Origin of the sequence: Empedobacter sp. UBA7248 (assembly GCF_002472945.1) — a bacterium.
Taxonomy (GTDB): Bacteria; Bacteroidota; Bacteroidia; order Flavobacteriales; family Weeksellaceae; genus Empedobacter; species Empedobacter falsenii_C.
Genome location: NZ_DKSU01000003.1, coordinates 25,742 through 45,217 on the forward strand (window position 1 = coordinate 25,742; position 19,476 = coordinate 45,217).

Consider the following 19,476-nt stretch of genomic DNA (forward strand, 5'->3'; position numbering starts at 1 on the left):
ACAGATATGAAAGAATAAAATTAAATGGCTGAGCAGCCTAAAAAATCCCTAAATGAATATTCTTTAACATCCGTACCTTAACTCTAAAAGGCTGTGCAAATGTAAGGATTATTTTTGAAATACACAACACACATTCATAATCCTTACAATTAATACACATAATATTATTTTATTGATAATGAATAAATTACTAACAGTCTGCAATATTTACAGCAACTGCCAAACCTCCTTCGGAAGTTTCTTTGTATTTATTATTCATATCTTTTGCAGTTTCCCACATCGTATTCACAACTTTATCTAACGGAACTTTCGCAGTCAATGGATCTGTATCCAGTGCTAATTCTGCCGCATTAATCGCTTTAATCGCTCCCATTGTGTTACGCTCGATACAAGGAATTTGAACCAAACCTCCAATCGGATCACACGTTAAACCTAAATGATGTTCCATTGCAATTTCGGCAGCCATCGTTACTTGCGCAGGAGTTCCTCCCATTAATTCGCATAATGCAGCTGCAGCCATAGCCGAAGATACACCGATCTCAGCTTGACAACCTCCCATTGCCGCAGAAATAGTTGCTCCTTTCTTAAAAATAGAACCAATAACTCCTGCTGTTGTTAAGAATTGTTCAATCTCTTTTTGACCAGCTTTATGATTTTCGATCACCAAATAATACATCAAAACTGCTGGAATAACTCCTGCACTTCCGTTTGTAGGCGCTGTTACAACTCTACCTAACGAAGCATTTACTTCATTAACAGCAAGAGCAAAACAACTTACCCATTTCAAGATTTGACGAAAATATACTTTGGTTTTTCGGATTGAAGCAATCCATTCTTGTGGATTAGAATAAGGTGTTGCTCCAACCAAATTCTTATGCATATCGTAAGCACGACGTTTCACGTTCAATCCGCCTGGTAAAATACCTTCTGTATGACAACCAATGTACATACACTCTAACATGGTATTCCAAACACGCATTAATTCGTGGTGAATTTCATCTTCTGTTCGGATTGTTTTTTCATTCTCAAACATGATTTCAGAAATCGATTTATTTTCTTTCGAACAAAATTCTAATAACTCTGTTGATGTATTAAATAAATATGGAAAAGCACAAGTAACATCTGTATTGGTAGCACTATCATCCTCTTTTGTAATAAATCCTCCTCCTATCGAATAAAACGTAGAAGATAATTCTTTGTTCTCATAGAAAGCTGTAAACATCATTCCATTAGCGTGAAAAGGTAAAAACTCACGATTGAAAACGATATCAGTTTCGGGATTAAAATCAATTAAAAATTTGTTTCCAAAATTTAATTGTTTATTCGTATTGATCGTATTAATAATATTCGAAATATCATCCACAGGAATATATTCAGGATCAGCACCGCTTAGCCCTAGCATTACTGCATAATCAGTTGCATGTCCTTTACCCGTAAGTGATAAAGAGCCATACAAATCTACACGAACTTTTGTAATTTTATTAAAGATAGATGCAGCATCCAATTCTTTCAGAAAAGCTTCTGCTGCGCGCCAAGGACCTAAAGTATGCGAACTTGAAGGACCAACGCCAATTTTGAGCATATCAAATACTGAAATACAATCCATTTTGTACTTTTAATTTATATTTTTTCCACACAAGACAAATATAGCCGTTAAATTCTCATATTCGCTTTATTTAAGCAGTTTTTTTATCAACTTAAACAATTAACATGCTTAAAATATTCATATTGAATGATATTAACACAAATAATTCAGTATCAAAAAAAGAGGTTACAATTAATTGTAACCTCTTTTCTATACTTTATTAAGTTTTTATTTAAACTTGTGCCAATATGGATAGATAATCGCTAAACCATAACCTATAAACACAAACAATGTAAACATGGTAAAAAGTGTCCCATCTGCCATAAATTCGGGCTGCATTGCTGCTGACACAAATAATGATGTCACAACCATATACACACCAATTCTTTTGTAAGATTTCACTAAAAAGATACCTATCAATGCAATAACTCCTAAAACAAGAGTCGAAATTGGATACCATTTTGGCATTTCTGGCGCATCTTCGTTCATCATTTGGCGGAACAAATAATCATTTGTCACCAATAATTGGTAACCACGATAAAGAATACTCAAAATCAAGAAAACCATTATAAAGATCATTGACTTGAAAAGGAATGATGTTTTGTTTCCTTCGTGTTTCAAATCTTTTGTTTTGGTATTATCCGACATTAAAACTTTTGTGTCAAAAATATCGTCACGTTCTTGATTTTGTTCTACTTTTTGATCTGTCATAGCTTTATTTTAAAATAAGAAATCATATCCTTTCAAACTCAATTTTTCGTATTTTTCTTCATCAAAACGATACAATTTAGATACTTTACGATGTTGTTTAGGATCTGTTGTATTACCTGTTTCGATAATTAAATTTGAGTTAAAGATTTTCTTTCTAAAGTTACGTTTATCCAACTCACGATTCAAGGCTTTTTCATACAAACTTTGTAATTGCGCAATTGTAAACTCATCACCAAGTAAGTTAAAGCCTACTGGACGACGCTTTACACGACGTTTTACACGCTCTTTTGCATATTTTACAATCTCATTGTGATCAAAAGCTAAATCCGGAACGCGATCGTAAGGAAACCATTCTCCACCTTGTGTTTTCACTTTTTCCTCTATTTGAGGTGTCAATTTAACCAAAGCATAGTAAGCAACATTTACAACTCGTCCTAATGGATTACGAAAAACTTTTGTAAAGGCTTTCAATTGTTCAATATATGTTTGATGCTCATCGTAAGCAATTTTCTCAATCAACAATTCGTGAATTGCTTGATCGTTACTTACCGTTGGCGCAATATATTTTCCTGGCAAAACCAATGCTCCTTTGAAAGGATCATTTAGTTTTTTGTACACCAATATTTTGAGATCTTCTCCATCAAACCCGAAAAGTACGAGACTTGAACATAGAGCGACCTGAAAATATTTTTCTTTTTCTTCGTCTGTCATTTTGTGGGATGATTAATAAATTGAAATTTATTTTTAATGAAAAATTGAATGCATCAATCTATTTTTATCGTTGAAAGATTCTTCTAAAGAAATCATAGATTCTGTTCTCAATACATCATCAATTTGATCAATTTTGTAGATAACATCTTTCGCATCAGAAGTATCTCTTGCACGAATTTTACAGAAAATATTATATTTCCCAGAAACAACGTGAACCACTGTTACGTTAGGAATTTTATATAATTCATCTATCACTTTCTGAGTTTTGTTTGTTTTTGTAAGTAACAATCCTACATACGCAACAAACTGATAACCCATTTTATCATAATCTGTAATTAGTGTAGTTCCTTTGATGATTCCAGCCTCCTCTAATTTCTTGACACGTACGTGAATAGTACCAGCAGAAACATTCATTTTCTTTGCAATTTCTGTAAATGGCATTCTTGTATTGTCAATCAAATACATCAAAATTTTCTTATCAACATCATCAATTATGTAATTCATTTTCCTAATTTTTGATTATTATTATTATTTTAATAAAAAATCGAATTAATTTTTAGCAAAATTATAAATAAAACAAACAAACTTCAAAATATTTTTTAATGATTTATTTAATATTTTACTTTTGTTATAATAATAGTTCAAAAAAGAAAGAACTAATCACTTTTGTTTGTTTGCGCGAGTTTATTGTCTAACCACAATAAACTCATTTTTTTTTATTTAATTTTGACTAAACCACGGCGCTTTTGCTCCAACTTTGGTTGAGTAGTTTTTTGATACGTAACTTTGACCGTATCTTTTGTAGTTTGACGAGTAGAATCTATTCTTCTTTCCTCAGTTTTAAACTGTTTTGGAAGGACAATCGAATCAAATCTTTCTTGCGATTGCTCTTCTTTTTTAGCTTTTGCTTTTCGTTTATTTTCATCTAAACCTAAGAAACCTCTAAAAGTATCGAAACTTTTGTTGTACTGAATTCCAACTCCAAAACTTTGATTCAAGTTATTTTCCATTCCTGGCAATAAACCGAAAGTTGTAGGTTTTGTAAATGCTTTTATGACCAAAGATCCATTATTCAATTTCGAGATATCATAAGAAACATCAAAATTCCCATCGAAGTTCTCTTGTACATTTCTATTATTTGTAACCGCAATTCCATACGAACCACGCAAACTTAAACGATTATTAACGCGATATGAAACCGAAGTTCTAATTTTATCATTTGTTTCTGATTGTGCACTACCACCAACGTACTCCATTTGTATATCTACATTATTCGCAATAGATGATAACATCCCTGCAATTGTAGATAAACCAATATCAGCAGCTGTACTCGTTACACCAGATTGAACAGCCGAAGCATCACCAAATTTACCTGTCAATAAGATATAACTAAACTGAAGCATCTGTTCTTCTGTATTTGAACGGAATTTTGATTGTAACTGCGAATTGATATCCGAACCTGCATTAGGAATTGTTAATCCAAAATCGATAATAGGTTTCTTCAACGTTTCGGAAATATTAATTGATAGGAGAGCATCATAAATTTGCGAATATCCTACACCTAAATAATCCCCAACATTTGACACCGAACGTTGATATTCAGCTGTAATATTAAGCGTTGCATCAAGTGGATTTCCTGCAAATTGTACCGAAGATCCTTTTTTGATTTTAAAATCTTTCGGAATCAGCGGAAATTGTCTAAACTCATACGTTCCACTTTCTATATTATATACACCTGTAATACTCAATCCTGCTTTATTCATTAAGAATCTAAGATTTTCTGCTGTACCACGCGCTGTCGCTTTATCGTTTGTAGCTGCATCAAAAATCAAATTAACCATTGCATTTGGATACGCATTAATGTTGACATCTATCGACATTCCTTTTGGCGCATGCGGTTCATTATTTTTAGATTTTTCGTCCAGATGTTGATTAGGAACAAAACGTACCAAATTATTTTCTGACTCAATTGTTGTACTACCTGTATTTATCGTTAACTCAGAATTTCCAACAACTGTCGCATCTCCAGCAATCTCCAACTCTTCTACCGCACCAAACATGGTTACATTTCCTTTCGCAAATACTTTTCCATAAAACAATTCATTGTCTTTAATTGACGTGTTCATCACCAATAAATTATCGGTATCAAAATCTAAGTTGAGACCCCATTTAGACAAGTTTCGGAAAAGAATTGCTCCATCAACTTTTCCTTTTGTATTGAATGTTGTGTCTTTGAACGCAATATCATTCAACATGATAATCCCTTGACCTTTTCCTTGTTTCGAAACAAGCAATTCATTTTCTCCTTCAAATAAATAATCTGTCCCTAAGAAATTCACTTTCAAACCAAGATCTTTTGCTATCATATTTCCGCTAAGATTTGGCAAATCAATTGGTCCAGTAATTTTTAAATCACCAGATAACGTTCCACGCATATTAGAGAAAACAGATTTTAAGAATCCTTCTAAGAAATCGATGTGAAACTCATCAAAATTGGCATCTACATCAACCTCAGGACCTGTTGGTTTGTTAATAATATTACCATAAGCAACCAACGATTGAATTTGTTCTTTCTGTAAACTTGTTTCAAAATTAAATTGTTTATCCGCTACATTATAACCTCCTTGTAAAGTCAAATTACCAAGCTCAAAATCATTTAAACCTAACTTATCAATTTTAGCTTCAAGCGTTGGTTCTAACTTTTCTTTTGTACGAATAATATCTACTTTACCGTTTGCTATACCAACAATTTTTAGGTTATTCAATAATGTTTTAGGTATAATTTTTTCTAAATGCAAATCTTTAAAATCAGCATTGAAATTGTAATCTACATTGTTATTAAATAAACCACTTACTTTTAAATATTGTTCTTCTGATTCTAATGATAAATCTTCAACTTTTAATGATTTATTGATTCGATTAAAAATTACACGATTCGAATTTGCATCATTCAAATGATTAATTGTCCATTGTGTCGAATCAATTTGTATTGTTGAAGGAGAAAATCCAAAAATCAAATCATTATTATTCTGAACTGTATGAAAAAGATTTAGATTAAATAAAATTGGATTTTTTCGACCAATATTAAAATCTGTTTTCACAATCATCGTATCATTCTTCGGAATCGAATTTACGTTAATCGCATTAATCGTTACACCACTTACTTTCAAACTATCAATCTTCGCATTCAACGTTGGCAACTCCGCAATAGTATTTAGATTAACATTAGATTGGAACAATTGAATTCCTGCATATTTAATTCCAGGCGTATCCAAAGTCGCTTCCAACTGATTTTTCGTACCATCAATATAACCTTTTACATGCGTATCAGGCTCAATCGAAATCGATGAATCGATATATTGTAATAAATTTTCTTGCACATAAACATCAAACGAAAAAGCCTGATTTGGTGAAACTTTTTTATGACGGAAAGATGGAACTAAATCTACAAGCGAATTATTGATGACATTGGCAACTTCCGTAATATTATAGCGACCATCTACTGTAGCGCGCATATAATTAGGAACATCCAAAGTCATGATTTTATGCGAACCATCTATTTGAGAATTCAACATGACATGTGACAATTCTAACGTATCTTTTTTCGAACGGAAGTAAAGATTTTTGACATCAATATTTCCTCTGAAATCATTAATATTTGTCAACTTAAAATTCCCTTCAACATCGCCACGTACAATTGCATTTAGATTTTTTGTAACGCCAAGAAAATCTAAATTAATTTGACGAATATTCGAAGTAAAATCAAAATCATAAGGTTTTCCACTAAAGTTAATTTTACCTTTCAATTGCGCATTTAGATTTGGATCTTTGATATCGAACAAACCATTGAATTGATAATTTTTAACCAAACCATCAACCGTAATATTTTGGTAACGTTTGCCCATCAAATCCATATAACGAAGTGTTCCATCCAGATTTAAATTGATATTTTTCAAATCTGTTCCTCTTCCATCAAATCTAAACTTCCCGCTTACATAACCCAAATCTTTTGCATTAGTTAATTGACGAAGATTTAAGTTTTTCGCATCTAAAGTACCTTTATAAATTAAGGCTTTTACATTTTTATAATTCTTGATTTGCGCTTTAATATCAGCATCTCCAAGTCCAGAAATGGCGTAACCATTCGCATGAATTTCATTTGGATTTAATGAAATATCTCCACGATAATTTAAATTTCCAAAACGAGTCAACATATTTGGAATTTTCTTTGAAACAAAGGTTGGAAGTAATTTTGTTATTTTTTGATATGATGTATTAATTTTTACATTTCTTGTCGAAAAATTTAACAAAGAACCATGCAAAACATCTTGCAATTGTAAGCGAGAAGCTCCAACATAATTATCTTCACCTTTTAATTCGAAATCAGAAAAAGTCAAATTATTCAGCGTTCCATTTACTTTTCCATATAAATCTACAGACGAATTTTTATCAAATAAAGGAGTAAAATAACGAATTTCTTTAAAGTTAATCTTAGAACCTCGATCAAAGAAAACATCCCAACGAACTTTATTTTCAAAGTCACTCATATCCGAAGGCTCGTCATAACTCAACAATAAATTCCCATTCAAAACAGACGTATCCGTTCTCAAATTCAAATTCCCAACTCGAATTTCTTTTTTCGAATAATGAACTTTTCCTGTAAAGTTTTGTACGTTATACGTTTCTTTATTTTTTGTCGCAACAAAGCAGAAGTTTTCTAAATCAGCCGTAATATCAGAATCAACTAATCGAAACTTTTTTACAGTCATGTTCAACTGTTTTGAATCCAACCAGATATTCCCAGAATTTTGATTAACAATTGAAACTTTACCGTCTTCCAAAATAAAATCTCCATCCAATTTGAAAATCTTTTTCGGATCTTTTGGTTTATCAGAACTAAAACCGTTCACAAATTTGATAAAATTGGAAATCGAATCGCCTTTGTACGTAATCACACGAATTTCGGGCTGAATCAATTTCACTTCACTCAAATCAATGTGATCTTTTTTGATTCCTGGTATAAGTGACCAGACATTTATCGTTGTTTCTAAAGTTTTCGATTTAATAAAATCATATTTATGATCATCTTTTATCTTAACGCCATGGAAATATATTGTTCCAAAAAAATCAATATCCACAGAATCCACATACATTTGCGTGTTCAACGATTTATTTAATTTTTCTAAGGCAAAGTGAGCTATTTTTGTCTGTACCGCAGGGATTTGTATTGCGATTGCTACTGTTAAAACAACGGTTAAAACGAGTATAATCAACGACAATAAAAATCTTCCTATTCGTCTGACTATTTTCAATGGTTTAAATTTACGATATTTGCAGGGTAAAAATAAGTTATAAATTTTATTCTACAAGGAATTATGAGCGATAAAAACTACATTTTAGCCATAGAATCTTCTTGTGATGATACAGGCGCAGCAATTATTGACGGAAATAAAATTATTTCTAATGTTGTGGCAAGCCAAAAAATTCACGAAATATATGGTGGCGTAGTACCAGAATTAGCTTCGAGAGCACATCAACAAAATATTGTTCCCGTCGTAGATCAAGCCCTAAAACAGGCAAATATTAACAAAGAAGAACTTAAAGCAATTGCGTATACACGTGGTCCAGGATTGATGGGATCGCTTTTGGTTGGCGGAAGTTTTGCAAAATCTTTCAGTCAATCATTGGATATTCCTTTGATTGAAGTTAATCATATGCAAGCACATATTTTGGCAAATTTTATTGAAGATGCCAATGACGAAAAACCAACTTTCCCATTTTTATGTTTGACGGTTTCTGGAGGACATACTCAAATCGTGAAAATCAATAATTATTTTGAGATGGAAATTTTAGGAGAAACGATTGATGATGCAGCTGGTGAAGCGTTTGATAAAGCTGGTAAAATATTGAATTTACCTTATCCCGCAGGTCCAATTATAGATAAAAAATCTAAGATTGGAGATCCTACAAAATTCAAATTTGCAAAACCAAAGATTGAAGGTTTAAACTTTAGTTTTAGCGGTTTCAAAACGTCAATTTTATATTTTATTCAGAAAGAAGTCAAAGCGAATCCAAATTTTATCGAAGAAAATATTGACGATTTGTGCGCCTCTATTCAGCATTCTATCGTTAATATTTTGATAGAAAAAGTAAAAAAAGCATCTGACGAAACTGGAATTAAACAAATTGCGATTGCAGGTGGAGTTTCGGCAAATTCTGAAATTCGTCAACGATTAAAAGATGGAGAAACCAAATTTGGTTGGAAAACTTTTATTCCAAAATTTGCTTATACAACAGATAATGCAGCGATGATTGCAATGGTTGGAAGTTTAAAATTTGATCAAGAGTTATTTACAGAAAACACAGCGAAGTCTGTGGCTAAATACCATATTTAATGAAATTATTTTTTGGAGAAATTCATCACGAAACAGCTATTCTGAACGAAGAAGAAAGTCATCATTTCGCAAAAGTTTTGCGCGGAAATGAAGGCGATTTGGTTCATGTGACAGATGGAAAAGGAAATTTGGCTGAAGTTGAAATTACATCGATTTCTAAAAAAGCAGTTGAAGGAAAAGTAATTAATTTAAAAACAAATTTCGAGCAGAAAAATTACTATTTACATGTTGCTATTGCGCCAACAAAAACAATGGAACGTTTGGAGTTTTTCTTGGAAAAAGCAACCGAAATTGGTATTGATGAAATTACGTTTTTACAAACTTTTCATTCTGAACGAAAAAATATTAAGATTGAACGAATTGAAAAAATTGTTCAGTCTGCAACAAAACAATCGTTGAAAGCGTATTTGCCAAAAGTAAATAATCTGACAAAATTCAACGAGTTTATCAAACAAGATTTTGAAGGTTTCACGAAATGTATTGCGCATTGCGAAGCAGATATTGAACGCACGCCTTTACGAACAGTTTTGGAAAATAATCCGCAGAAAATTTTAATTATGATTGGTCCTGAAGGTGATTTTTCGCGAGATGAAATTTTCACTGCAGAAGATCATAATTTTACAGGAATTAGTCTTGGACATCAACGTTTCCGTACTGAAACTGCCGCTTTACAAGCTGTTTTTGCTGTTGATTGGGGATTGAAATAAATCGATTAAAACTATTACTTCATACAAAAACCGATTCTGTTGAATCGGTTTTTTTTCTTTTTATCTGAAAATAAATATCTTTATCAAAATTAAAAACTTATGAAAAAATTAGCACTTATTTTGGGATTATTCATCGAAAGTTTTTCGTTTGCTCAAACTGTAAATGATATTCCGATTAAAGATATTAATGTCGACTATGTACAGATTATTGGAACTGGGCGAGGTTTGAGTACAAAAATGAATATTCGCTTAGATTTTGGACAAGAAACTAAATCAATTTCCTTTAAAAATAGTTTGAAAATAAAAGATGAACGCGGAATTGCTGTGAAATTTAATTCGATGATTGATGCGTTAAATTTTATGTCTGCAAATGGATATGAATTTCAATTTGCCTATACATCGAAAGAAAATGACGACGATGCGCTTTATTATATTTTAAAGAGAAAAAAATAAAAAAATCCTCAACTTATGTTGAGGATTTATGTTTTATATTAAATTCTAATTTTCAACTTTCTTTTTCTTCAACATAAAAAATATGCAGAATATAAAGGTTACTAAATAAATAATACCTAATGCTGTATTTCTAAACGTAAAATCTTGAAAATTAAACTCTCTTAACAAAGCTAGTCCTATTGGAAATGCAATAAGCGCAAAAATAATATTGAAACCTATTTTATTTTTCATATAATTATGGTTATTTAAATATGTGTTAAACTATGAGTGAATAATCAAATATACAAAAACAACAAAGTTGTAAAAACAAAAAAATCCCCAACTTTCGTTGAGGATTTATATTTAAAGAAATTCTGTTTTTAATTAATTTTTTGAGCAACATAATCACTCTCGTTTCCTAAACGATCGACAGCTTTTAGTGCAACTGCCGTTAAGCTTTTACCATCTTTATGTTTCAAAATTGTTTGGTTTGTTTTGGTTTTATCTAAAATAGACGTTTCCCAATCGTTGTTGTAACGTGTGTACAAAATCCATTTCGATACATTCGAATTCATTTTATAGTCATTCCAATTCATCACAACTTCTGATGCTTTTGCATTTACAGACAAACTTGGTTTTGCCAAACGATCTGCCTTAATCCAATTCATAGTTGGCACTAAAGCTTTAGCTTTGTATGGACCTTCTTTTAGATAACTTAACATCGAAGGATTTTTCGTTAATCCAGCAATACTCCAGTGAATAACACCCACATTATTTTGCAAAATCTCTCCAGCCATTTTTACTTGATTTGTAATCTCAGTTGTTCTATCCGAAACCTTAACTTCTACAGTATTCAAACCTGGCCAAAGATGACGGTTATGTGTATTTTCTGATTTCCACCATTCTAATAATTTAGGAAAACTTTGTCCTGTCGAATTAATTGGCCAATATAATTGTGGCGAAAAATAATCAACCCAACCTTTGTTCAACCATAATTTTGCATCTGCATACAATTCATCATATTGCGAAGAACCTTTAATTCCAGAAGGATAACCTGGTTTCCAAATTCCAAAAGGACTAATTCCAAATTTAACGAAAGGCTTTTCTGTTTTGATTTCTTTATAAATTCTTTCGATAATTGTATTCACATTTTGACGACGCCAATCAGCTCTCGATAATGTCCCTCCATTGTTTTTGTAAACATTCCAAGTTGAATTATCTGGAAAATCTGCTCCACCATTGTATGACGCGTATGGATAGAAATAATCATCAAAATGAACACCATCAATATCATAACGCGAAACGATATCACGAACAACTTCCGAAACGTGATCTTGCGTTTTTTTGTCAGCAGGATCAAACCAATACATACCGTTCTTCAATCTCACCACATTACTTGGCGATCTTTTTACCATCGACTCGCTTGTCACCGGACCTCCACTACTGTGATGCGCTCTGTAAGGATTTAACCAAACATGCAACTCAATTCCACGTTTGTGCGCTTCTTCCACCCAAAACTCTAACGGGTCATAATATGGAGAAGGTGCTTTTCCTTCTTCTCCAGTTAAGAAGTAAGACCAAGGTTCGAAATTACTTTTGTACAAAGCATCTGCCGCTGGACGAACCTGAAAAATAACTGCATTGAAATTATTGGCTTCTAACATATCCAACAATTTTATCGCTTCATCTTTTTGTTGCGTTGTCGTTAAATCTTTTTTAGAAGGCCAATTAATATTTGCAACAGAAGCTACCCAAGCCGCGCGGAATTCACGATTTACTTCTGGTAGTTTTACCGTAAAAACCTCATCTTTCTTATTCGGAATTTCAGTTTTTGGTGTAGTAGGAATAGTTGTTTGCGTAGATTCTACAGGTTTTGTAGGCTGTTTAGATTCCACTTTTTTATAAACTATTTTTTTCGAACTTTTATTTGAAGCACACGAAGTCAAGCCAATTGTAGCTACTCCGAAACACATCAAAATATATTTAAAATTAATTTTCATTCGTTGAAATATGTATTTTTAGCGTTACAAAATTAGTAATAAAGCTTTATTAATCCAGATTTTATCAAATATTTAGGATATCTAGATTTTCCTTCTCTATTAAATTTACAAAATTTTTCGCTTCAAAAAGTGTTTTATAAATTTTATTCTTTACATTTTTGCATTCATCTATAATTGATAAAAATATGTTTCTAATTATATGTTTTGGCGTATTGATTATTTGTGTAAATGTTATTTTACAATCAACTGTTACAGTTTATTCGCTAAAATATCTACATAAATTTAATCTCAAAAAACAACGATTAACGTTTAGTGAAGTGCTTTGGCAAATGGCAATTTCAGTATCTTTCTTGACTTTATTGCACGGTGCGCAATGTACAATTTGGGCGGCTACTTTTTATTTCAATCCAAATATTGACAATTTGTATAGTTTTCAAGAAGCAATCTATTTTTCATTAATCACTTTTACAACCGTTGGTTACGGTGATGTTGTGATTGATAGCGAATGGAAAATTATGGCTGGATTAGAAGCTATAAACGGAATTATGATGGTAGGCTGGTCAACTGCGTTGATGTTTTCTTACCTACAAATTATCTTAAAGAAGAATATTACTCAATAAAAAAATCCCTTCAAAAATTTTTGAAGGGATTTTTAATTAATATTTATTTTTTTCCAAATTAACTTTCAATTCTTTGTAATAATCTGGCGCATTTGCATCTTTTTCTAAAGCTGTATTAACCCATTTCAACGCTTGATTTCGATCCAATTTATTCGAATAATAGAAGTTTGCTGAATTGTAAAAATCTCTTGCAGAAGAATTTTCATTCAATTGATCTCCAATCATTTTTAAAACTTCGTTAATTGTATTCGTTTCAATATCCAAAACAACCGTTGTATTATCCCAAGCCAAAACCAAATTCGCCGATTTTTGCGTCACATTTGTAAAACGAATCTCAAACGTTTCTGTCTTATTGTTCATCGATTTTGTTGACGAAGCTTTCACTTTCAATGCGATATTCGACTCCTTCCACTCTTTCGGATTCCCCCAGTTTTTTGTGTCTTTGTAAAAAATTACCTCCCACTCCTCTTTGTTCGGAATGCTATACAACGCATATTCTCCAGCAGCCAACTCTTGTCCATTCACTTTGATTGGTTTATCAAATTTGATGACCGTATTTTCATTCGCTCCAGTACGCCAAACTTCTCCATTTGGAACTAATTTTCCAAATACTTTTCTTCCGTTTACATTTGGTCGATTGTATTCAATTTCAAATTCTGTCAAACCTACTTTTTGCTCAATTTCGGCATGAGAACTTACCGCAGGAAATTTCATTTGCGCAAAAGCACAACTTCCTATTAACAAAGCTAAAACTGTTGATGTTATTTTCATATAATTATTTCTTATTCTTTATTTTATCTGTTTTTTTGTCGTATCCATACGGACAATGTTTACATCCACTTTTGCAACAATATCCTCTTCTTTTTAGATATTGTTCAGTAAATATTCTGAAACCTTCTGGAGATAAATAATAATCTCCTTCTTCAAATTTTTTCATTTCTAATGCTGTGAAATTACAACTTTTATCTATAAACTATCATTAATTTTGGTATGATAATTATTTGTGAAACTTCCTTTAAATTTACGATTTTTAATGCTTTTTAAATCAATATCTTTTCAGATTGATTAATTTTGCAACAAAATCGAATTACCTAAATCATGTTTGTAGTTGTTTTGAGTCATTTATTCCGAAAGAATTTTATTGGAATTACCATTTTTCCTTTCATTTTTTTGAGAGATAAAAAACTGAAAAATGATGAAGTTTTAATCAATCACGAAACCATTCATATCATTCAGCAACTCGAACTTTTAGTCGTTTTCTTTTATCCTTTTTACTTGATTGAATATGCGATTCGATTAATTCAATATCGCGATCAACATAAAGCATATCGCAATATTAGTTTTGAGCGTGAAGCTTATGCAAACGAAAACAATTTGAATTATTTGAAAAAACGAAAATTTTATAGTTTTCTAAAATATATCTAAATGATTTGGAACGATTATAAAGCTCAAATTCAAAATATTGACATCAAACATTTAACTTCTCAAAATATTCAACTTTCTATATTAAGAGAAGATTTGATTCATCCCGAAATTTCTGGAAATAAATACCGAAAACTGAAATATAATTTTATTGAAGCTGAAAAACTTGGTTTCAAAAAATTGATAACGTTTGGTGGCGCTTTCTCCAATCATATTGCGGCAACGGCAGCAGCTGGGCTATTACATCATTTCGAAACGATCGGTATTATTCGTGGAGAAGAATTGAAGGATAAAATCGATGAAAATCCTACCTTATGTTTTGCAAAAAAATGTGGAATGCAATTGCATTTTATTTCGAGGGAAGAATACCGAAAAAAGGATGAAGTAGAATTTCTTCATCATTTAAATACTAAATATCCAAATACTTACGTTATTCCAGAAGGAGGCACAAATGATTTTGCGATAAAAGGTTGTGAAGAAATTCTGTACGATGATTGTTTCGAATATGATTTTATTGCTTCGGCAATCGGAACTTGCGGAACAATTGCTGGATTGATTGAAAGTTCGAAACCTCATCAAAAAGTTTTAGGTTTTCCGAGTTTAAAGGGAAATTTTATCCAAAATGAAATCGAAAAATTGACAAATAAAACGAATTTCACTATTTTTAATGATTATCATTTTGGCGGATATGGGAAAGTTTCGGATGAATTAATTACTTTTGTAAATGATTTCAAGCGAATTAACCATGTTCAATTGGATCCTATTTACACTGGAAAAATGGTTTTTGGAATTTTTCAATTAATTAAAAATCATTATTTTAGTGATAATTCCAAAATTCTTTTGGTTCATACAGGCGGATTGCAAGGAATTGAAGGAATGAACAAACTTTTAAAGAAAAAGAACAAAAATATTATAGAATGAAAAAATTGTTATACGTTTTTAGCTTAGTGTTGACGATTTCGGCACAAGCACAAGAAAGTAGAGACATAACTTACATTCGAAAACACGCTATTTTAGCTGTTGAAGAAATGCAACTTTACAAAGTTCCGGCAAGTATTACGTTGGCTCAAGGTTTATTAGAAACTGGCGGCGGACAAAGTAAATTAGCCGATCAAGCCAATAATCATTTTGGAATAAAATGTAAAGGTCCTGAAGAATGGTCGTTGGATAAACCTCGTATTTATCACGATGATGATGCAAAAGGCGAATGTTTCAGAAAATATTCTTCGGTTGAAGAAAGTTACCGAGATCATTCTAAATTTTTAGCGTTAAGACCATATTACAAAACTTTGTTTATTTTAGATCCAACAGATTATAATGCTTGGGCAAATGGTTTGAAAAAATCTGGTTATGCAACTGATCCAAAATATGCGTCGAAATTAATTTCAAGAATTGAGAAATATAATTTAGATCAATTTGATAAGATTTCTCCAGAAGAAGTTTATGCAAAATTGTACACGTTATACAACAATCAAGATGATATGATGCTGGCAAATAATTCGTCAAAATCTAAAACGAAAAAAGAGCCAAAAACCATCAAAGAAGAAGTTGCATTAGCGTCTTATCAACCAAAAAATAATGTTATAGAAAGTGAGCCAATCGTAAATAATACTAAAACGATTACCTACGAAACTCGTACGCAAACTCCGACAACGCGCATCAAAAATCATAAAAATAATATTCCTTATATCGTTGCACAAGCAGGAGAAACAATTGCGACAATTTCTAAAACGTACAACAAAGTTCCTTCGGATATTGCGAATTTCAATGAAATACAAATGGGTTCTAAATTGAAAGATGGACAAATTGTATTCTTCGGAAAAAAGAAAACAAAAGGTTCTGATTATTCGTACAAAGTGCAAGAAGGTGACGATATGTACACGATCTCGCAACGTTTTGGTGTGAGAGTTAACAATCTATACAAGCTAAATCGTATGGAACCAGGTGAGCAGCCAAGAGTTGGACAACGAATTAATTTGAAAACAAAAGTTAGAGCATAATAAGCTCAATAATAAAAAAAGCTTCCAGAAGGAAGCTTTTTTTATTTCATCGTTTTGAGAATATCAACCAATTGTTGATTGATTTCTCCTGTTTGATAATCCATCGGTGCAGGCGCGCGATCTATCATAATATTTCCTTCTTTGTCTAAAATAATAAAAGTCGGGATGTATTCTATCTTATAATCAAAGCCAAAATTATCTTCTCTTCCCGCAAATAATTGTACACCAGCCATCTGATTTTCTCTGACCATTTTCTCCCAAATTGGCTTATCTTCTAATTTATCCAAAGAAACGCTTACAAAATGAATTGGCGCATCATGAAATTGTTTTTCCAACTCTTTCATAAATGGAATTTGTACTTTACAAGGTCCACACCAAGTCGCCCAAATATCCATATACACATATTTTCCTTTGAAATCTGATAAGTCAAATCGTTTTCCGTTAATATCAGCCAAAGAAAAATCAGGAGCTTTTATCAATTCTTTCGGAATTTCAGATTCTGGAGATTCTTTTTTTGCAACAGAATCAATCTTTTCTATTTCAGCAGATTCTTCAATTTTTTGTTCGGATTTATTACAACTAAAAAGTGTAAAAATAGCGGACAAAATTAGTAGTTTCGTTTTCATTTTATTTTTCAAATAAGTATTAAAAAACTTGATAATATCTATAAGTCTTTCGTCAAAAATAAACATTTAAACGTTAGCAATTTCATAAAATACCTCATTTCACTTGACAAAGGGGGTGCTGACATCGTATATTTGCAAAAAATTGTACAATTATGAAAATGAAAACCTCCGATTTCGACTTTACTTTACCTGAAGAACTTTTAGCAGATCGTCCTTCTGAGAACAGAGACGAAGCTCGCTTAATGGTTGTTCACCGTGACACCGGAGAAATTGAACATAGACAATTTAAAGATCTTATCGAGTATTTCGACGAAGGAGATGTAATGATTCGTAACAATACGAAAGTTTTCCCTGCTCGTTTAATGGGTAACAAAGAGAAAACTGGTGCTCAAATCGAAGTTTTCTTGTTAAGAGAATTAGATGCTGAGACTCGTTTATGGGATGTTTTGGTTGATCCAGCTCGTAAAATCCGTATCGGAAATAAATTATTCTTCGATAATGATGATACATTAGTTGCAGAGGTTGTTGACAATACGACTTCTCGTGGACGTACTTTACGTTTCTTATTTGATGGATCTTATGAAGAATTCCGTGCAAAATTGAAAGAATTAGGAGAAACTCCACTTCCAAAATATATTTTACGTGACGTTGAGCCAGAAGATGCAGAGCGTTACCAAACAATTTATGCAAAACACGAAGGAGCAGTTGCTGCACCGACAGCTGGTTTACACTTTTCTAAACACTTATTAAAACGTTTAGAAATCAAAGGAGTTGATTTTGCTGAATTAACATTACACATTGGTTTAGGAACTTTTCAGGCTGTAGAGGTTGAAGATTTATCTAAACACAAAATGGAGTCTGAGCAAGTTATTATTCCTCAAGAATCTGCTGATTTAGTAAATCGTGCAATTGACGAGAAGAAAAAAGTTTGTGCTATTGGTACAACTTCTATGCGTTCTATCGAATCTTCTGTTTCTGCAGATGGTCATTTAAATGCATTTGATGGTTGGACAAACAAATTTATTCACCCACCATACGATTTCTCTATTGCAAATTGTATGATTACAAACTTCCACACACCAAAATCTACATTAATTATGATGATTTCTGCGTTTGCTGGACACGATTTAACAATGAAAGCATACAACGAAGCTGTAAAAGAAGGATACAAATTCTACTCTTACGGAGATGCAATGTTAATCTTATAAGACAAGTTTGAGTACAACAAAAAAAGACATACGAAAGCTTTCACAAGCTGAGATTGAAGATTATTTCAAAGAAATTGGAGAAAAATCATTCCGCGCAAAACAAGTGTACGAATGGTTATGGAAAAAGAATGCGCATCAATTTGATGACATGACCAATATTTCTAAAGCACTACGTGAGCAATTGGGAGAATCTTTCCAAATTCAACCTGTTGAAGTTGATCTTCTACAAAAATCTAACGACGGAACCATCAAGAATGCTGTTAAGCTTCATGATGGTAACGTTGTGGAATCTGTTTTAATTCCGACTGATTCTCGCACAACTGCCTGCGTTTCTTCGCAAGTTGGTTGTAGCTTGGATTGTACTTTTTGTGCAACAGCACAATTAAAACGTATGCGTAACTTAACAGCTGCCGAAATCGTCGATCAAGTTGTGATTATCGATGAAGAAAGTAAACGTTATTTCAATCGTCCATTAAGCAACATCGTATTTATGGGAATGGGAGAACCTTTGTTAAATTATAACGAAGTAATTTCTGCCATCAAAAAAATCACGTTGCCAGAAGGATTAGGAATGGCGCCAAGAAGAATTACAGTTTCTACTTCGGGAATTCCTAAAATGATTGAAAAATTGGCTGACGAAGATTTACGCGTTAACCTTGCGGTATCTTTACATTCAGCTCGCGAAGAAGTTCGTAATGTAATTATGCCTTTTTCTGTTAAATTTCCGTTGACGGATTTAATGGATAGTCTTCAATATTGGTACCAACAAACAGGTTTACGAATTACGTTCGAATACATTGTTTGGGGCGGTGTGAATGACAAAAAAGAAGACATCGATGCATTGGTAAAATTCTGTCGAAAAATTCCTTCTAAAGTGAATATTATCGAATATAATTCGATTGATGACGGAATCTATAAACAAGCATCAGAAGAAGCTGTAAACAATTATATCAAAGCTTTAGAATCCAACAATATTGTGGTAAATGTACGTCGTAGTCGCGGAAAAGATATTGATGCAGCTTGCGGACAATTAGCTAATAAAACTGGAAATGATTAAAA

The 19,476-nt window shown here is 32.1% G+C and carries 18 protein-coding genes; 9 read left to right on the plus strand and 9 right to left on the minus strand.

Translation table 11 applies throughout. From position 1 onward, the window contains the following. Positions 1 to 190: 190 nt before the first annotated feature. From B4A23_RS01075 to B4A23_RS01095, 5 genes are all read right to left on the minus strand, one after another. Positions 191 to 1,606 (minus strand): L-serine ammonia-lyase, encoded by a 1,416-nt coding sequence (locus B4A23_RS01075; protein WP_291115858.1) that lies wholly within the window; start codon positions 1,604 to 1,606, stop codon positions 191 to 193. Positions 1,607 to 1,813: 207 nt separating this feature from the next. Then, entirely contained in the window at positions 1,814 to 2,296 is a 483-nt protein-coding gene (locus B4A23_RS01080) for a hypothetical protein (RefSeq protein WP_219034200.1), read from the minus strand. A gap of 9 nt (positions 2,297 to 2,305) precedes the next feature. Beyond that, positions 2,306 to 3,007: an NUDIX hydrolase gene (locus B4A23_RS01085; protein WP_125350221.1), complete on the minus strand. Its 702-nt coding sequence runs from the start codon at positions 3,005 to 3,007 to the stop codon at positions 2,306 to 2,308. Positions 3,008 to 3,040: 33 nt separating this feature from the next. Further along, positions 3,041 to 3,511, minus strand: coding sequence for an Lrp/AsnC family transcriptional regulator (locus B4A23_RS01090; protein ID WP_038336320.1), 471 nt, complete (start codon positions 3,509 to 3,511; stop codon positions 3,041 to 3,043). A gap of 212 nt (positions 3,512 to 3,723) precedes the next feature. Then, positions 3,724 to 8,319 carry a translocation/assembly module TamB domain-containing protein gene (locus tag B4A23_RS01095; protein ID WP_291115862.1) on the minus strand — a complete coding sequence of 1,532 codons (4,596 nt, stop codon included), beginning with the start codon at positions 8,317 to 8,319 and terminating at the stop codon, positions 3,724 to 3,726. Between the two features lie 63 nt (positions 8,320 to 8,382). On the opposite strand from B4A23_RS01095, the gene tsaD reads away from it, so the two are divergent. From tsaD to B4A23_RS01110, 3 genes are all read left to right on the plus strand, one after another. Then, entirely contained in the window at positions 8,383 to 9,402 is a 1,020-nt protein-coding gene (tsaD, locus tag B4A23_RS01100) for a tRNA (adenosine(37)-N6)-threonylcarbamoyltransferase complex transferase subunit TsaD (RefSeq protein WP_291115865.1), read from the plus strand. After that, complete coding sequence (locus B4A23_RS01105) at positions 9,402 to 10,109, plus strand: RsmE family RNA methyltransferase (RefSeq protein WP_291115868.1); 708 nt, start codon at positions 9,402 to 9,404, stop codon at positions 10,107 to 10,109. The genes tsaD and B4A23_RS01105 overlap by 1 nt, the downstream gene beginning before the upstream one ends. A gap of 99 nt (positions 10,110 to 10,208) precedes the next feature. Beyond that, positions 10,209 to 10,562, plus strand: a complete 354-nt coding sequence (locus tag B4A23_RS01110) for a hypothetical protein (RefSeq protein ID WP_291115871.1) — start codon at positions 10,209 to 10,211, stop codon at positions 10,560 to 10,562. 359 nt (positions 10,563 to 10,921) lie between these two features. Here B4A23_RS01110 and B4A23_RS01115 read toward each other — a convergent pair whose 3' ends face one another. Further along, complete coding sequence (locus B4A23_RS01115) at positions 10,922 to 12,541, minus strand: glycoside hydrolase family 10 protein (protein WP_291115874.1); 1,620 nt, start codon at positions 12,539 to 12,541, stop codon at positions 10,922 to 10,924. A gap of 185 nt (positions 12,542 to 12,726) precedes the next feature. Here B4A23_RS01115 and B4A23_RS01120 point away from each other — a divergent pair, with 185 nt between their 5' ends. After that, positions 12,727 to 13,161 carry a potassium channel family protein gene (locus tag B4A23_RS01120; RefSeq protein WP_286485474.1) on the plus strand — a complete coding sequence of 145 codons (435 nt, stop codon included), beginning with the start codon at positions 12,727 to 12,729 and terminating at the stop codon, positions 13,159 to 13,161. A 36-nt stretch (positions 13,162 to 13,197) separates the two neighbouring features. On the opposite strand, the gene B4A23_RS01125 is transcribed toward B4A23_RS01120, so the two are convergent. Both B4A23_RS01125 and B4A23_RS01130 read right to left on the minus strand, forming a co-directional pair. After that, positions 13,198 to 13,932 carry a DUF2911 domain-containing protein gene (locus B4A23_RS01125; protein WP_291115876.1) on the minus strand — a complete coding sequence of 245 codons (735 nt, stop codon included), beginning with the start codon at positions 13,930 to 13,932 and terminating at the stop codon, positions 13,198 to 13,200. Between the two features lie 4 nt (positions 13,933 to 13,936). Beyond that, positions 13,937 to 14,098 (minus strand): DUF5522 domain-containing protein, encoded by a 162-nt coding sequence (locus tag B4A23_RS01130; protein WP_180906370.1) that lies wholly within the window; start codon positions 14,096 to 14,098, stop codon positions 13,937 to 13,939. 161 nt (positions 14,099 to 14,259) lie between these two features. Between B4A23_RS01130 and B4A23_RS01135 the strand changes: the two genes are divergently transcribed. Genes B4A23_RS01135 through B4A23_RS01145 form a run of 3 tightly spaced genes read left to right on the plus strand, consistent with a single transcriptional unit; the run spans position 14,260 to position 16,583 of the window. Next, positions 14,260 to 14,586 (plus strand): hypothetical protein, encoded by a 327-nt coding sequence (locus B4A23_RS01135; RefSeq protein ID WP_291059533.1) that lies wholly within the window; start codon positions 14,260 to 14,262, stop codon positions 14,584 to 14,586. Further along, positions 14,587 to 15,504, plus strand: a complete 918-nt coding sequence (locus tag B4A23_RS01140; protein WP_291115878.1) for a 1-aminocyclopropane-1-carboxylate deaminase/D-cysteine desulfhydrase — start codon at positions 14,587 to 14,589, stop codon at positions 15,502 to 15,504. Continuing rightward, on the plus strand, positions 15,501 to 16,583 hold the full coding sequence (locus B4A23_RS01145; RefSeq protein ID WP_291115881.1) for a glucosaminidase domain-containing protein: 1,083 nt from the start codon (positions 15,501 to 15,503) through the stop codon (positions 16,581 to 16,583). The genes B4A23_RS01140 and B4A23_RS01145 overlap by 4 nt, the downstream gene beginning before the upstream one ends. Positions 16,584 to 16,624: 41 nt before the next feature. On the opposite strand, the gene B4A23_RS01150 is transcribed toward B4A23_RS01145, so the two are convergent. Beyond that, entirely contained in the window at positions 16,625 to 17,209 is a 585-nt protein-coding gene (locus tag B4A23_RS01150) for a TlpA family protein disulfide reductase (RefSeq protein ID WP_291115884.1), read from the minus strand. A 158-nt stretch (positions 17,210 to 17,367) separates the two neighbouring features. Between B4A23_RS01150 and queA the strand changes: the two genes are divergently transcribed. Together queA and rlmN are read left to right on the plus strand one after the other, a co-directional pair. Then, a complete protein-coding gene (queA, locus tag B4A23_RS01155; protein WP_038336356.1) occupies positions 17,368 to 18,417 on the plus strand; it encodes a tRNA preQ1(34) S-adenosylmethionine ribosyltransferase-isomerase QueA in 1,050 nt (349 codons plus the stop codon). Positions 18,418 to 18,424: 7 nt separating this feature from the next. Next, the gene (rlmN, locus tag B4A23_RS01160) at positions 18,425 to 19,474 is read left to right on the plus strand and encodes a 23S rRNA (adenine(2503)-C(2))-methyltransferase RlmN (RefSeq protein ID WP_038336309.1); all 1,050 of its coding nucleotides are present in this window, start codon (positions 18,425 to 18,427) and stop codon (positions 19,472 to 19,474) included. The last annotated feature ends 2 nt before the right edge of the window (positions 19,475 to 19,476 follow it).

Excerpts from the sequence above, each read along its gene's own strand:
- B4A23_RS01085 (WP_125350221.1), bottom strand. The coding sequence starts at position 3,007 with ATGACAGACGAAGAAAAAGAAAAATATTTTCAGGTCGCTCTATGTTCA.
- B4A23_RS01145 (WP_291115881.1), top strand. The coding sequence starts at position 15,501 with ATGAAAAAATTGTTATACGTTTTTAGCTTAGTGTTGACGATTTCGGCA.
- B4A23_RS01120 (WP_286485474.1), top strand. The coding sequence starts at position 12,727 with ATGTTTCTAATTATATGTTTTGGCGTATTGATTATTTGTGTAAATGTT.
- B4A23_RS01135 (WP_291059533.1), top strand. The coding sequence starts at position 14,260 with ATGTTTGTAGTTGTTTTGAGTCATTTATTCCGAAAGAATTTTATTGGA.
- B4A23_RS01115 (WP_291115874.1), bottom strand. The coding sequence starts at position 12,541 with ATGAAAATTAATTTTAAATATATTTTGATGTGTTTCGGAGTAGCTACA.
- B4A23_RS01110 (WP_291115871.1), top strand. The coding sequence starts at position 10,209 with ATGAAAAAATTAGCACTTATTTTGGGATTATTCATCGAAAGTTTTTCG.
- B4A23_RS01080 (WP_219034200.1), bottom strand. The coding sequence starts at position 2,296 with ATGACAGATCAAAAAGTAGAACAAAATCAAGAACGTGACGATATTTTT.
- B4A23_RS01125 (WP_291115876.1), bottom strand. The coding sequence starts at position 13,932 with ATGAAAATAACATCAACAGTTTTAGCTTTGTTAATAGGAAGTTGTGCT.
- B4A23_RS01140 (WP_291115878.1), top strand. The coding sequence starts at position 14,587 with ATGATTTGGAACGATTATAAAGCTCAAATTCAAAATATTGACATCAAA.
- queA (WP_038336356.1), top strand. The coding sequence starts at position 17,368 with ATGAAAACCTCCGATTTCGACTTTACTTTACCTGAAGAACTTTTAGCA.
- B4A23_RS01105 (WP_291115868.1), top strand. The coding sequence starts at position 9,402 with ATGAAATTATTTTTTGGAGAAATTCATCACGAAACAGCTATTCTGAAC.
- tsaD (WP_291115865.1), top strand. The coding sequence starts at position 8,383 with ATGAGCGATAAAAACTACATTTTAGCCATAGAATCTTCTTGTGATGAT.
- B4A23_RS01075 (WP_291115858.1), bottom strand. The coding sequence starts at position 1,606 with ATGGATTGTATTTCAGTATTTGATATGCTCAAAATTGGCGTTGGTCCT.
- B4A23_RS01130 (WP_180906370.1), bottom strand. The coding sequence starts at position 14,098 with ATGAAAAAATTTGAAGAAGGAGATTATTATTTATCTCCAGAAGGTTTC.
- B4A23_RS01150 (WP_291115884.1), bottom strand. The coding sequence starts at position 17,209 with ATGAAAACGAAACTACTAATTTTGTCCGCTATTTTTACACTTTTTAGT.
- B4A23_RS01090 (WP_038336320.1), bottom strand. The coding sequence starts at position 3,511 with ATGAATTACATAATTGATGATGTTGATAAGAAAATTTTGATGTATTTG.